The sequence below is a fragment of the Stenotrophomonas sp. STEN087 genome, assembly GCF_056759115.1.
Window position 1 is genome coordinate 1 of record NZ_JBRRCR010000102.1, and the last position, 12,818, is coordinate 12,818.

Annotated in this window: 12 protein-coding genes; 10 read left to right on the plus strand and 2 right to left on the minus strand. The window is 67.5% G+C overall.

Annotated elements, in window-relative coordinates; genetic code table 11:
• Positions 1–185 precede the first annotated feature (185 nt).
• The 7 genes from lptM to hslU all read left to right on the plus strand — a co-directional run bounded on the left by lptM (position 186) and on the right by hslU (position 5,200).
• Positions 186–437, plus strand: a complete 252-nt coding sequence (gene lptM / locus ACVOK1_RS18390) for an LPS translocon maturation chaperone LptM (RefSeq protein WP_200752693.1) — start codon at positions 186–188, stop codon at positions 435–437.
• Complete coding sequence (gene dapF / locus ACVOK1_RS18395) at positions 430–1,281, plus strand: diaminopimelate epimerase (protein ID WP_481562868.1); 852 nt, start codon at positions 430–432, stop codon at positions 1,279–1,281. Before lptM ends, dapF begins: the two co-directional genes overlap by 8 nt.
• Entirely contained in the window at positions 1,278–1,952 is a 675-nt protein-coding gene (locus ACVOK1_RS18400) for a DUF484 family protein (RefSeq protein ID WP_108770052.1), read from the plus strand. The genes dapF and ACVOK1_RS18400 overlap by 4 nt, the downstream gene beginning before the upstream one ends.
• Positions 1,953–1,968: 16 nt before the next feature.
• Entirely contained in the window at positions 1,969–2,862 is an 894-nt protein-coding gene (gene xerC, locus ACVOK1_RS18405; protein ID WP_481562869.1) for a tyrosine recombinase XerC, read from the plus strand.
• A 77-nt stretch (positions 2,863–2,939) separates the two neighbouring features.
• Positions 2,940–3,140: a DUF3079 domain-containing protein gene (locus ACVOK1_RS18410; protein ID WP_108770050.1), complete on the plus strand. Its 201-nt coding sequence runs from the start codon at positions 2,940–2,942 to the stop codon at positions 3,138–3,140.
• A 74-nt stretch (positions 3,141–3,214) separates the two neighbouring features.
• Positions 3,215–3,766: an ATP-dependent protease subunit HslV gene (gene hslV / locus ACVOK1_RS18415; protein WP_079223431.1), complete on the plus strand. Its 552-nt coding sequence runs from the start codon at positions 3,215–3,217 to the stop codon at positions 3,764–3,766.
• Between the two features lie 60 nt (positions 3,767–3,826).
• Positions 3,827–5,200, plus strand: a complete 1,374-nt coding sequence (hslU, locus tag ACVOK1_RS18420; protein WP_100473959.1) for an ATP-dependent protease ATPase subunit HslU — start codon at positions 3,827–3,829, stop codon at positions 5,198–5,200.
• A gap of 186 nt (positions 5,201–5,386) precedes the next feature.
• On the opposite strand, the gene ACVOK1_RS18425 is transcribed toward hslU, so the two are convergent.
• Complete coding sequence (locus ACVOK1_RS18425; RefSeq protein WP_481562870.1) at positions 5,387–6,040, minus strand: TetR family transcriptional regulator; 654 nt, start codon at positions 6,038–6,040, stop codon at positions 5,387–5,389.
• A gap of 236 nt (positions 6,041–6,276) precedes the next feature.
• Here ACVOK1_RS18425 and smeD point away from each other — a divergent pair, with 236 nt between their 5' ends.
• From smeD to smeF, 3 genes are read left to right on the plus strand one after another with little or no spacing between them, the layout of a single operon-like run.
• Complete coding sequence (smeD, locus tag ACVOK1_RS18430) at positions 6,277–7,464, plus strand: multidrug efflux RND transporter periplasmic adaptor subunit SmeD (RefSeq protein WP_481562871.1); 1,188 nt, start codon at positions 6,277–6,279, stop codon at positions 7,462–7,464.
• A gap of 12 nt (positions 7,465–7,476) precedes the next feature.
• Positions 7,477–10,656, plus strand: coding sequence for a multidrug efflux RND transporter permease subunit SmeE (gene smeE, locus ACVOK1_RS18435; protein WP_481562872.1), 3,180 nt, complete (start codon positions 7,477–7,479; stop codon positions 10,654–10,656).
• Positions 10,649–12,034 carry a multidrug efflux RND transporter outer membrane subunit SmeF gene (smeF, locus tag ACVOK1_RS18440; protein WP_108770047.1) on the plus strand — a complete coding sequence of 462 codons (1,386 nt, stop codon included), beginning with the start codon at positions 10,649–10,651 and terminating at the stop codon, positions 12,032–12,034. Before smeE ends, smeF begins: the two co-directional genes overlap by 8 nt.
• A gap of 135 nt (positions 12,035–12,169) precedes the next feature.
• Here smeF and ACVOK1_RS18445 read toward each other — a convergent pair whose 3' ends face one another.
• Positions 12,170–12,622, minus strand: a complete 453-nt coding sequence (locus tag ACVOK1_RS18445; protein WP_108770046.1) for an REP-associated tyrosine transposase — start codon at positions 12,620–12,622, stop codon at positions 12,170–12,172.
• Between the last annotated feature and the right edge of the window lie 196 nt (positions 12,623–12,818).

The following is a 12,818-nucleotide window of genomic DNA, read 5'->3' on the forward strand; positions in this document are numbered from 1 at the left end:
CGCCGGGGGGGGGTGGGGGGTCCGGTGGGGCCGCGGGCCGCCCGGCGCTTTAGCTCGGCGCCCGGCGGGCCGCGGCGCGGGCCCCCGGGGGGGTCGCGGGTGGGGTCGCGCGCGCCCCCCCCCCGGCGGATGCGTGGCCCGCACCTCTACCTACCGCTCAGCCGCCAATGGCTATACTCGGGCGCATGAAGATCCCCCATCGCAACGCCATCCTGATTCCGCTGGCAGCGGCCTCGCTGCTGTTCCTGTCCGCCTGTGGCAACAAGGGCCCGCTGGTACTGCCGCAGAAGCCGGTGCCGGTGGAAGAGACGGTCGAACCGGCCGTCGCGCCCGAAGCCAGCCCGGAAGCCACCCCCGCCGCGACCCAGCCGACCAGCGACGGCAGCCCCTCGGTTACCCCGGACCCGATCAAGCCGGTGGACGGTGGGGATGAGTAAGGCTGGCTCCAACGCCCTGCGCTTCAGCAAGATGCACGGTGCGGGCAACGATTTCGTAGTGATCGACCTGCGTGACGGCACGCCGCCGCCCGCCCCGGAACTGGCCGCGCGCCTGGCCGACCGCCACACCGGCGTGGGCTGCGACCAGATCCTGACCATCGAGGCCCCGCGTGCGGATGGCTCGGTGGCGTCCTACCGGATCTGGAATGCCGACGGTTCCAATTCCGAGCAGTGCGGCAACGGCGCGCGCTGCATCGCCGCCTGGCTGGTGCGCGAGGGCAGTGCCCAGGGCGAGCGCTTCGTGATCGACAGCCCGCTGGCCAGCCACGAGGTGCAGGTGCTGGGCGATGGCCGCTTCTCGGTGGCCATGGGCGTGCCGGCGTTCGAACCGGCGCAGGTGCCGCTGGTGGGCTTCGCCCATGCGCGCGATGAATACCTGATGCCGCTGCAGGGCGAAACCGTGCGCTTCTCGGCGGTGTCGATGGGCAATCCGCATGCGGTCATCGAAGTGGGCCTGATCGATGCCGCGCCGGTCGAGCGCGTCGGCGCACTGCTGCAGCAGCATGCGTCGTTCCCGCAGTCGGTCAACGTGGGCTTCGCCCAGGTGATGGGACCGGACCATGCGCGCCTGCGCGTGTACGAACGTGGCGTCGGCGAGACCCTGGCCTGCGGCAGCGGTGCCTGTGCGGCCGCCGTTACCCTGATGCAGCGCGGCCGCCTGCAGGCCGATGCACGCATCAGCCTGCCCGGTGGCGAGCTGCGCATCCAGTGGCCGGGCGAAGGCCAGCCGGTGGTGATGGCCGGCCCGACCGCATTCGTCTTCGAAGGGGAGTGGATCGCATGAGTGAGACCGTCGACAAGCTCGGGGGCCATGACGTCGCTGCGTGGTTGCGGCGCCATCCCGGCTTCCTCAAGCAGTTCCCGGACCTGGCCCTGACCCTGGTGGTGCCGCGCGATGACGGCCCGACCGCGTCGCTGGCCAGCTACCAGCTGGAAGTGCTGCGCGAGAAGAACCGCGAGCTGGCGCGACGGTTGGCCGACCTGGGCGCCACTGCCCAGGTCAACGAGCGGTTGGCGGTGCGCACGCACCAGCTGACCCTGGCCCTGATGAAGCAGGACAACGCCGCCGACACCCTCCGTGCGATGGCGGCCTCGCTGCAGGAAGATTTTGCCGGTGACCTGGTGCGGCTGGTGGTGCACACGCCGGTGGCCGGGCTGGAACAGGCGGAATGGCTGCAGGTGATCGCCGCCGACGACGCACAGCTGGGCCCGTTCCGCGATTGCCTGAAGGATGGCGAGCCGATCTGCGGGCGCCTGCAACCGGAGAAGAACGCCGTGCTGTACGGCGCGCGCAGCGATGAAGTGCAGACCACCGCACTGCTGCCGCTGCCGGGCATCGGCCTGATCGCCGTCGGCAGCCACGATGCCAACCGCTTCTACCCGGGCATGGGCACGCTGTTCCTGCGCATGATGGGTGATGCCCTGGTGGCAGGCCTGAAGCGTTTCGAGCGCTGATCCGGACGACACGACGATGAGCGCGGTACAGCATTTCCTGCAGCACCTGCAGGTGGAGCGGCGGATGTCGGCGCATACGCTCGATGCCTACCGCCGTGACCTGGACGCGCTGTCGGTGTGGGTGGAACCGCGCGGCGTGGCGGTGGAGGCACTGGATGCTGAAACGCTGCGCCAGTTCGTCGCCGACGAGCATCGTCGCGGGCTGTCGGCCAAGAGCCTGCAGCGCCGCCTGTCGGCCTGCCGCAGCTTCTATGCCTGGCTGCTCAAGCATGGACGCATCGAAGCAAGCCCGGCCGCGACCCTGAAGGCGCCCCGTGCGCCGCGGCGCCTGCCGCAGGTGCTCGATGCCGATGAAGCGGTGCAGCTGGTCGAACTGGAACCGGAAGGCGAACTCGGCCGCCGCGACCGTGCGCTGCTGGAACTGTTCTATTCCTCGGGCCTGCGCCTGAGCGAAGTGTGCGCGCTGACCTGGCGCGACCTGGATTTCGACAGTGGCCTGGTCAACGTGCTGGGCAAGGGCAACCGCCAGCGCCGGGTGCCGTTCGGGCGACCCGCACGCGAAGCGCTGCAGGCCTGGCGCGCGGAAAGTGGCGGTGGCCCGGCGACGCCGGTGTTCCCCGGCCGCAACGGGCCGATCAGCCAGCGTGCGGTGCAGATCCGCATCCGCCAGCTGGCCCAGCGCCAGGGCCTGTTCAAGCACGTGCACCCGCACATGCTGCGGCACAGTTTCGCCAGCCACATCCTCGAGTCCTCCGGCGACCTGCGCGGCGTGCAGGAACTGCTCGGCCACGCCGACATCGCCACCACGCAGATCTACACCCACCTGGATTTCCAGCACCTGGCCAAGGTCTACGACGCCGCGCATCCGCGCGCCAAGCGCCGCAACAGTCCGCCCGACAAGGCTGAATAGCCCCCGCTTGATCTGCATCAGGGCAGGGTGGGCGCCATCGGCGCATCGTGGCCGCAGGCCACGAGGAAGCCGCCAGCATGGCAAAGCCCATTCCCCTGCATCCCCGGCACCCCGAACGCATCTGCTGGGGCTGCGACCGCTACTGCGCGGCCGACGCGCTGGCCTGTGGCAACGGCTCGGGCCGCACCCAGCACCCCATCGAAACCCAGGGCGAGGACTGGTACATCGCCTGGGGCATCGAGCCGAATCCAGAGCGGCCTTCGCATGCCAAGCGCTGAACGGCAGCCATCCGCGCAGGCTTGATCGCTCCCGGCGCTGTCCCCATGTCCCGTGAACAGCTATCGGAGGCCGCATGGACCCCAGTCAGAATCCCAATGTTTTCCACGCCACCACCATCGTCTGCGTGCGCCGCGGCGATCACGTGGCCATTGCCGGTGATGGCCAGGTCACCCTCGGCCACACGGTGATGAAGGGCAACGCGCGCAAGGTGCGCCGCCTTGGCCGCGACGGCCAGGTGCTGGCCGGCTTCGCCGGTGCCGCCGCCGATGCCTTCACCCTGTTCGAGCTGTTCGAGGCCAAGCTGGAAAAGCATGGCCAGCTGCAGCGCGCCGCAGTCGAGCTGGCCAAGGATTGGCGTACCGAACGCCGCCTCGGCAAGCTGGAAGCCCTGCTGGCCGTGGCCGACAAGGAAACCTCGCTGATCATCAGCGGCACCGGCGATGTGATCGAGCCGGAGGACGGCATCATCGCCATCGGTTCCGGTGGTTCCTACGCACTGTCGGCCGCACGTGCGCTGATGGCGCACACCGAACTGGATGCACGCACGATTGCCAGCGAGGCGATCGGCATCGCCGGCGACATCTGCATCTACACCAACCGCAACGTGGTGGTCGAGGAGCTGTAACGCTCCCCGATCCGCCGGGCATGGCCCGGCGCTACCGACAACGAATTCGTGAGCACATCCATGTCGAAGATCGAAGTTTCCTCCGCCACCATGACCCCGCGCGAGATCGTGCAGGAACTGGACCGGCACATCGTCGGCCAGCACGACGCCAAGCGCGCGGTGGCCATCGCCCTGCGCAACCGCTGGCGCCGCATGCAGCTGGTGCCTGAGCTGCGCAATGAAGTGATGCCGAAGAACATCCTGATGATCGGCCCGACCGGCGTCGGCAAGACCGAGATCGCCCGCCGCCTGGCCACCCTGGCCAATGCGCCGTTCGTGAAGGTCGAAGCTACCCGCTTCACCGAAGTCGGCTACGTCGGCAAGGACGTCGAGCAGATCATCCGCGACCTGGCCGATACCGCGGTCAAGCTCTATCGCGAACAGGCCAAGGTGCGCGTGCGTACCCAGGCCGAAGAACGCGCCGAAGACCGCATCCTCGATGCGCTGCTGCCGCGCCGCAGCGGTGGCATCGGCTTCGATCCGGAAGTGGCCCGCAACGAGCCGTCGGCGCAGGACAACGAGACCCGCATCAAGTTCCGCAAGATGCTGCGCAACGGCGAGCTGGACGAGCGCGAAATTGAACTCGACCTGGCCGCCAACGTCAGCATGGACATCATGACCCCGCCGGGCATGGAGGAGATGGGCCAGCAGCTGAAGTCGATGTTCGCCAACCTCGGCGGTGGCGCCAAGGCGCACAAGCGCACGCTGACCATCAAGGCCGCGCGCCCGCTGCTGATCGAGGAAGAAGCCGGCAAGCTGGTCAACGAGGACGACATCCGCACGGCGGCGATCGAAGCCTGCGAACAGCACGGCATCGTCTTCATCGACGAGATCGACAAGGTCGCCAAGCGCGGCGATAACGTGGGTGGTGGCGACGTTTCGCGCGAAGGCGTGCAGCGCGACCTGCTGCCGCTGGTGGAAGGCTCCAACGTGTCCACCAAGTACGGCACGATCAAGACCGACCACATACTGTTCATTGCCTCGGGCGCGTTCCACCTGGCCAAGCCCAGCGACCTGATCCCGGAGCTGCAGGGTCGTTTCCCGATCCGCGTGGAACTGGGCGCGCTGAGCAAGAACGACTTCGTGCGCATCCTGACCGAGCCGAAGGCCGCGCTGACCAAGCAGTACGAAGCGCTGCTGGCCACCGAGGGCGTCAAGGTCAGCTTCACCGCCGATGCCATCGACCGCCTGGCCGAGATCGCCTTCCAGGTGAACGAGCGCCAGGAAAACATCGGTGCGCGCCGCCTGCACACCGTGCTGGAGCGCCTGCTGGATTCGCTGAGCTACGAAGCACCGGACCGCGACGGTGAAACCCTGGCCATCGACAGCGCCTACGTCGATGCGCATCTGGGTGAACTGGTGCAGGACCCGGACCTGAGCCGCTACATCCTGTAATGCCAGACGGGGACGGATCCCTCGCACCAGCGAGGGCTCCGACGCCAAGACCAGCAACAGAAAAGGCCGCCGAAAGGCGGCCTTCTTCGTTTGCGCGTACGGCATCCACGCATGGCGTGGATCTACTGCAGCGCTGCCTGCTCACACCGCCCCGGTAGCGCCGGGCCATGCCCGGCGGCTCCGACCCTACGGCAGCGGCTCGGGAATCGAGCCCGGCACGAACACGCCTTCCTTCACGTAGGCGGTCAGGGTCATGTCCAGCGCGAGCATGCCGTCGCGCTTGAGGTCCATCAGTTCCGGTTCGACCATCGCCCCGTGCAGCACGCCCAGCACGGTGGCGTGCAGCATGCGCGCGGCGATCTTCGGGTCGGCGCCGTCGCGCAGCTGGCGCAGGTCCTGGGCGCGGCGCAGGGCGCGCTCCATCCGGTCCAGCGCATCGCGGAAGCCGGACTGCTGCAGCTCGGCCAGCGCACGGCTTTCCGACGAGGCATCGCTGCGCAGCATGATTTCCATGGTCTTGCGCAGGCGCTCATCCTCGGAGAGCTCGATGAACGAGTAGATCATCACCGCGCGCAGGTCGTGGATCGGCGTCTGCCGCTCGTCGCTGGAGGTGCGCTCCAGTTCCTGCATGAAGGGCAGGTGCACCCGCTGGATGATCGCGGCCAGCACCTCGGCCTTGTTCTTGAAGTGCCAATAGACCGCGCCGCGGGTATAGCCGGCGCGGGCACCGATCATCTCCAGCGTGGTCCGGGCCACCCCGTGTTCATGGAAGCAGGCCTCGGCCGCATCAAGGATGCCTACGCGGGTTGCCTCGGTGTCTTCTTTGGTCTTGCGCGCCATGGGTCGGAGAGTGGGTACCAGTGCCGGTGAAACCTGGCTGAATTGTACCGCTTTACAAACAAACAAGCATGTATGTATATTTCGCCGCCATGCTCCCCGTCGTGTATGCGCGCCTGCTGATGCCTGCGCCGTGCGCGGGGATGCCTGCCCGCTGCGACAACCGCGCCCCAGGACCGGGATGCGGCTGCGTATCACGGCAAGCTGAGAATCTTTTTCCTTCCCCGAGCCCCAGCCCCATGCCCCTGACCCGAATCCGCCCCTTCCTGCTGTCGCTGGCCATCGCCGCGACCGTGGCCGCCTGCGGTGGCCAACCCGAACAGCCCCAGCAAGGCCCCGGCCAGGTGACCGTGGTCACCCTGAAGTCGGAAAGCGTGGGCCTGACCCGCGAACTGCCGGGCCGCACCAACGCCTTCCTGGTCGCCGAAGTGCGCCCGCAGGTCAGCGGCATCGTCGCCAAGCGACTGTTCACTGAAGGCGGCCTGGTCAAGGAAGGGCAGCCGCTGTACCAGATCGAGGACGCCAGCTACCGCGCCCAGGCCAACAGCGCCCGCGCCCAGCTGGCCCGTGCCGAAGCCACTGCCAACGCCGCGCGCCTGAGCGCCAAGCGCATCACCGAGCTGGCCAAGGTCGATGCGGTCAGCCAGCAGGACCTGGAAAACGCCGTGGCCGCGCAGAAGCAGGCCGAGGCCGATGTCGGTGCCGCCAAGGCTGCGCTGGACGCGGCCAACGTCACCCTCGGCTACGCGCGCATCACCGCGCCGATCAGCGGCCGCATCGGCAAGTCCAGCGTCACCCAGGGCGCGCTGGTCAGCATCGGCCAGGCCGATGCACTGGCCACCGTGCAGCAGCTCACCCCGATCTACGTCGACCTGACCCAGTCCTCGGCCGAGCTGCTGCAGCTGCGCCGCGAACTGGCCGCCGGCCGCCTGCAGGACAACCAGACCCTGCCGGTCACCATCCTGCTGGAAGACGGCAGCGAGTTCCCGCACAAGGGCGCGCTGGAGTTCTCCGAAGTGAGCGTCGACCCGACTACCGGCAGCTACGCGCTGCGGGTGAAGGTGGACAATCCCGAAGGCCTGCTGATGCCGGGCATGTACGTGCGCGCGGTGATCGGCGGCGGCGTGCGCGCCGATGCCGTGCTGGTGCCGATGCAGGGCATCGCCCGCGACGCCAAGGGCGATACCAGCGCCATGGTGGTCGGCAAGGACAACAAGGTGGAAGTGCGCCCGGTGAAGGTCAGCCGCGCACTGGCCGACAAGTGGCTGGTCGAGGACGGCCTGCAGCCGGGTGACAAGGTCATCGTCGAAGGCCTGCAGAAGATCGGCCCCGGTATGCCCGTGCAGGCCACCGAGAAGGGCGCCGCCCCGGCACAGCCGGACGCCGCCCGGCAGCCTGCCGCCCAGCCGGCCGGCGACGCGAAGTAAGCGGAGAATTCCATGGCACGTTTTTTCATTGATCGACCCATCTTCGCGTGGGTGATCGCCATCATCATCATGCTGGCCGGTGCGCTGGCGGTGGTGAAGCTGCCGGTGTCGATGTATCCCGAGGTCGCCCCGCCGGCCGTCGAGATCAGCGCCACCTACCCGGGTGCATCGGCCAAGGTGGTCGAGGACTCGGTGACGCAGATCATCGAGCAGAACATGAAGGGCCTTGATGGCCTGATCTACTTCTCCTCCAACAGCTCGGCCAACGGCCAGGCCACCATCACCCTCACCTTCGAAGCGGGCACCAACCCGGACATCGCCCAGGTGCAGGTGCAGAACAAGCTGCAGCTGGCCATGCCGCTGCTGCCGCAGGAAGTGCAGCGGCAGGGCATCAACGTGGCCAAGTCCAGCAGCGGCTTCCTGCAGGTGCTCGGCTTCGTGTCCAACGACGGCAGCATGGATGCCAACGACATCGCCGACTACGTCGGCTCCAATGTCGTCGACACGCTGAGCCGCGTGCCGGGCGTGGGCAACATCCAGGTGTTCGGCGGCAAGTACGCCATGCGCATCTGGCTGGACCCGAACAAGCTGCACACCTACAAGCTGTCGGTCGATGAAGTGACCGCGGCGATCACCGCGCAGAACGCACAGGTGGCCATCGGCCAGCTGGGCGGTGCGCCGTCGGTGAAGGGCCAGCAGCTCAACGCCACCATCAACGCGCAGGACCGCCTGCAGACCCCGGAACAGTTCCGCAACATCCTGGTGCGTGGCGGTACCGATGGCAGCGAGCTGCGCCTGGGCGATGTCGCCCGCGTCGAGCTGGGTGCGGAGAGCTACGACTTCGTCACCCGCTACAACGGCAAGCCGTCCACCGGTATCGCCATCACCCTGGCCACCGGCGCCAACGCGCTGGCCACGGCCGAGGGCGTTCGCACCGCGCTGGACGAGATGAAGTCCAGCTTCCCGGCCGGCCTGGAAACCGTCGTGCCGTACGACACCACCCCGTTCGTGCAGGTCTCGATCAAGGGCGTCATCAAGACCCTGATCGAAGCGATCGTGCTGGTGTTCGTGGTGATGTACCTGTTCCTGCAGAACTTCCGCGCCACCCTGATCCCGACCATCGCTGTGCCGGTGGTGCTGCTGGGTACCTTCGGCGTGCTGGCCATGCTCGGCTTCTCGGTCAACATGCTGACCATGTTCGCCATGGTGCTGGCCATCGGCCTGCTGGTGGACGATGCCATCGTGGTGGTGGAGAACGTCGAGCGCATCATGTCCGAAGAGGGCCTGTCGCCGCTGGAAGCCACCCGCAAGTCGATGAGCCAGATCACCGGCGCGCTGGTGGGCATCGGCCTGGTGCTGTCGGCGGTGTTCGTGCCGATGGCCTTCATGAGCGGCTCGACCGGCATCATCTACCGCCAGTTCTCGGCCACGATCGTTTCGGCCATGGCGCTGTCGGTGCTGGTGGCCATCGTGCTGACCCCGGCGCTGTGCGCGACCATGCTCAAGCCGCTGAAGAAGGGCGAGCACCATGTCGCCCACACCGGCCTGCTCGGCCGCTTCTTCAACGGCTTCAACCGCGGCTTCGACCGTTCCAGCGAGACCTACCAGCGCGGCGTGAAGGGCATCATCCATCGCCCGTGGCGCTTCATGGGCATCTTCGTCGCCCTGGCCGTGGTGATGGGCGTGCTGTTCGCGCGCCTGCCCAGCTCGTTCCTGCCCAATGAAGACCAGGGCATCATGATGGCGCTGGTGCAGACCCCGGTCGGTGCCACCCAGGAACGCACGCTGGAAGCGATGGCCAAGCTGGAAGACCATTTCCTGAAGAACGAGGCCGATGCGGTCGAGTCCATCTTCGCCGTGCAGGGCTTCAGCTTCGCCGGCATGGGCCAGAACGCGGGCATGGCCTTCGTCAAGCTGAAGGACTGGAAGGAGCGCGACGCCGACCACAGCGTGGGTGCGATCACCGGGCGTGCGATGGGCGCGCTGGGCCAGATCAAGGACGCCTTCATCTTCGCCTTCCCGCCGCCGGCGATGCCGGAACTGGGTATCGGTTCGGGTTACACGTTCTTCCTGAAGGACACCAGCGGCAAGGGCCATGACGCCCTGCTGGCCGCGCGCAACCAGCTGCTGGGTGCGGCGGGGCAGAGCAAGCTGCTGGCCAACGTGCGCCCCAACGGCCAGGAAGACACCCCGCAGCTGCGCATCGACGTGGACGTGGAAAAGGCCAACGCCCTGGGCCTGTCGATCAGCTCGATCAACAACACCCTGGCCGCGGCATGGGGCAGCAGCTACATCGATGACTTCATCGACCGTGGCCGGGTCAAGCGCGTGTACGTGATGGCCGATGCACCGTTCCGCATGAACCCGGACGACTTCAACGTCTGGTCGGTGAAGAACGGGCAGGGTGAGATGGTGCCGTTCAGTGCCTTCGCCTCCAAGCGCTGGGACTACGGTTCGCCGCGCCTGGAACGCTACAACGGCGTGTCGGCGATGGAGATCCAGGGCGAGCCCGCCGCGGGCGTGGCCTCCGGTGATGCCATGGCCGAGATCGAACGCATCGCCAAGGACCTGCCGCCGGGCTTCGACATCGAATGGACCGCGCTGTCCTACCAAGAACGCCAGGCCGGTTCGCAGACGCCGCTGCTGTATACGCTGTCGCTGCTGATCGTGTTCCTGTGCCTTGCCGCGCTGTATGAAAGCTGGAGCGTGCCGACCTCGGTGCTGCTGGTGGCGCCGCTGGGTATTCTCGGCGCGGTGCTGGCCAACACCTTCCGCGGCATGGAGCGCGACATCTACTTCCAGGTGGCGATGCTGACCACGGTGGGCCTGACCAGCAAGAACGCGATCCTGATCGTGGAATTCGCCAAGGAAAACCTGGAGAAGGGCGCGGGCCTGATCGAAGCGACGATGCATGCGGTGCGCGACCGCCTGCGCCCGATCATCATGACCTCGCTGGCGTTCGGCCTGGGCGTGCTGCCGCTGGCCATCGCCTCCGGTGCAGGTTCCGGTGCGCAGCGCGCCATTGGTACCGGCGTGCTGGGCGGCATGCTGGTGGGCACCGTGATGGGCGTGTTCTTCATCCCGCTGTTCTTCGTGGTGGTGCAGCGCGTGTTCAACCGCAACAAGGGCAACGGAGGTGGCACGCCGCCGGCTCCGCGCGATGACGCTGCCCATGGAGGTTCCCATGAATAAGACCCCTTTGCTGCTGGCGCTCGTCGCCAGCCTGGGCCTGGCCGGCTGCTCCACGCTGGTGCCGAAGAACACCGCCGTTGCCCCGGCCATTCCGTCGCAGTGGCCGGCCGAAGCCAGCCAGGGCGAAGTGACCGATGTCGCGGCACTGGGTTGGCGCGACTTCTTCACCGATGAGCGCCTGCAGCAGGTGATCGGCCAGGCGCTGGACAACAACCGCGACCTGCGCGTGGCGGTGTTGAACGTGGAAAAGGCACGCGGCCAGTACCGCGTGCAGCGCGCCGACCGCGTGCCCGGCCTGGCCGCCACCGGCCAGATGGAGCGGCAGGGCACCAATGCCGGTGTCACCGAGCAGTTCACCGCCGGCGTCGGCGTGGCCGACTTCGAGCTGGATCTGTTTGGCCGCGTGCGCAACCTCAGCGAGTCTGCCTTGCAGCAGTACTTCGCTGTGGCCGCCAACCGCCGCAACGCGCAGCTGAGCCTGGTGGCCGAGACCGCCACCGCGTGGCTGACCTACGGTGCCGACGCGCAGCAGCTGAAGATCTCCGAGGCCACGCTGAAGACCTACGAGGATTCGCTGCGCCTGGCCGAGGCCCGCCACGAACGCGGTGGCAGCTCCGGGCTGGAGCTGAGCCAGACCCGCACGCTGGTGGAAACCGCGCGTACCGATGCCGCCCGCCTGCGCGGGCAGCTGGCCCAGGACCGCAACGCGCTGGCCCTGCTGGCCGGTGGCCAGGTCGATGCGGACCTGCTGCCGGACAGCATCGAACCGCAGCTGCTGGCCCTGGCCCCGCCGCCGGCCGGCCTGCCCAGCGACGTGCTGCTGCAGCGCCCGGACATCATGGCCGCCGAACACCAGCTGCTGGCGGCCAACGCCAACATCGGTGCCGCGCGTGCCGCGTTCTTCCCCAGCATCACCCTGACCGGCAGCATCGGCAGTGGCTCGGGCGAACTGTCCAACCTGTTCGACAGCGGCACGCGCGTGTGGAGTTTCCTGCCGAAGATCACCTTGCCGATCTTCCAGGGCGGGAAGCTGCGCGCGAACCTGGCGGTGGCCAATGCGGATCGCGATATCGCCCTGGCGCAGTATGAAAAGGCGATCCAGAGCGGTTTCCGCGAAACCTCCGACGCGCTGGCGCTGAATGTCAGCCTGGACGAGCAGGTGAGCGCGCAGCAGCGCCTGGTGGATGCGGCCGAAACGGCCAACCGCTTGTCGCAGGCCCGCTATGACGCCGGCCTGGACAGCTTCGTGACCCTGCTGGACGCACGCCGCACCGCCTACAGCGCGCAGCAGACGCGCCTGCAGACCGAGCTGGCCCAGCAGACCAACCGCATCACCCTGTACAAGGTGCTGGGCGGCGGCTGGCACGAACGCGGGTAACCCCTGGTAGCGCCGGGCCATGCCCGGCGGCTTTTTTGGGGCGTGCGCGACATCAAACGCCGACCGCGCATGAAGGCGGAGGTAACATCGGTAGCGCCGGGCCATGCCCGGCGGCTTCTGCCGCAGGTCCAATCGCTATCGCATCGGCCATCGGCACCAAGCAAACGGGTATTCATCCAGTTCGGCAGCAAGCCCCGCACGGATCGGATTCCCCAGAATGTAGAGCGCATGACGTCTCAACGCATCTTCATTGCGAACAGCGTGGTCGAAGTAGCTCGGCTGCCACAGGGGCGTCTCCACACCGAACTGCTGCCCTATAAGGCGGCTGCTGCGTGATTTCAACGTTCCCATCAATCGGGCGAGCGTGCCGGCGCGCAACTGCATCAACCAATGAAGATGGTCGGGCATGACGACCCATGCGAATGAGCGACTCAGTCGCTCGCGCTCGACGAGGCGCAGTGTATCTACAAGGCATTCTGCGCAGCGAGGGTCTGCAAACACCGGGCGTCGCTTCAGCACCACGGTGGTCAATACGTAGTACCCGTCGATGCGGGATTCGCGGCCACGTTGGAGATGACGGCTGGACATTGGGCCAGTCGGGGAATGCGCTTTGAATCCACCTATCGGCGGATACCTTGGCCCCCTGTGAGGTTCTGCCGCGCGGCGCCGGGTCGGTAGCGCCCGGCCAATCCCGGCGGCATAAATACGGCGTTAAATAGACCAGACACAAGCCCCCCGGACCGAAAGCCCGGCAAGGCCCGGCGCAACCCGAACGTGGGCGGTA

Coding starts and splice junctions, on each gene's coding strand:
- lptM (WP_200752693.1), top strand. CDS start 186: ATGAAGATCCCCCATCGCAACGCCATCCTGATTCCGCTGGCAGCGGCC.
- dapF (WP_481562868.1), top strand. CDS start 430: ATGAGTAAGGCTGGCTCCAACGCCCTGCGCTTCAGCAAGATGCACGGT.
- ACVOK1_RS18400 (WP_108770052.1), top strand. CDS start 1,278: ATGAGTGAGACCGTCGACAAGCTCGGGGGCCATGACGTCGCTGCGTGG.
- xerC (WP_481562869.1), top strand. CDS start 1,969: ATGAGCGCGGTACAGCATTTCCTGCAGCACCTGCAGGTGGAGCGGCGG.
- ACVOK1_RS18410 (WP_108770050.1), top strand. CDS start 2,940: ATGGCAAAGCCCATTCCCCTGCATCCCCGGCACCCCGAACGCATCTGC.
- hslV (WP_079223431.1), top strand. CDS start 3,215: ATGGACCCCAGTCAGAATCCCAATGTTTTCCACGCCACCACCATCGTC.
- hslU (WP_100473959.1), top strand. CDS start 3,827: ATGTCGAAGATCGAAGTTTCCTCCGCCACCATGACCCCGCGCGAGATC.
- ACVOK1_RS18425 (WP_481562870.1), bottom strand. CDS start 6,040: ATGGCGCGCAAGACCAAAGAAGACACCGAGGCAACCCGCGTAGGCATC.
- smeD (WP_481562871.1), top strand. CDS start 6,277: ATGCCCCTGACCCGAATCCGCCCCTTCCTGCTGTCGCTGGCCATCGCC.
- smeE (WP_481562872.1), top strand. CDS start 7,477: ATGGCACGTTTTTTCATTGATCGACCCATCTTCGCGTGGGTGATCGCC.
- smeF (WP_108770047.1), top strand. CDS start 10,649: ATGAATAAGACCCCTTTGCTGCTGGCGCTCGTCGCCAGCCTGGGCCTG.
- ACVOK1_RS18445 (WP_108770046.1), bottom strand. CDS start 12,622: ATGTCCAGCCGTCATCTCCAACGTGGCCGCGAATCCCGCATCGACGGG.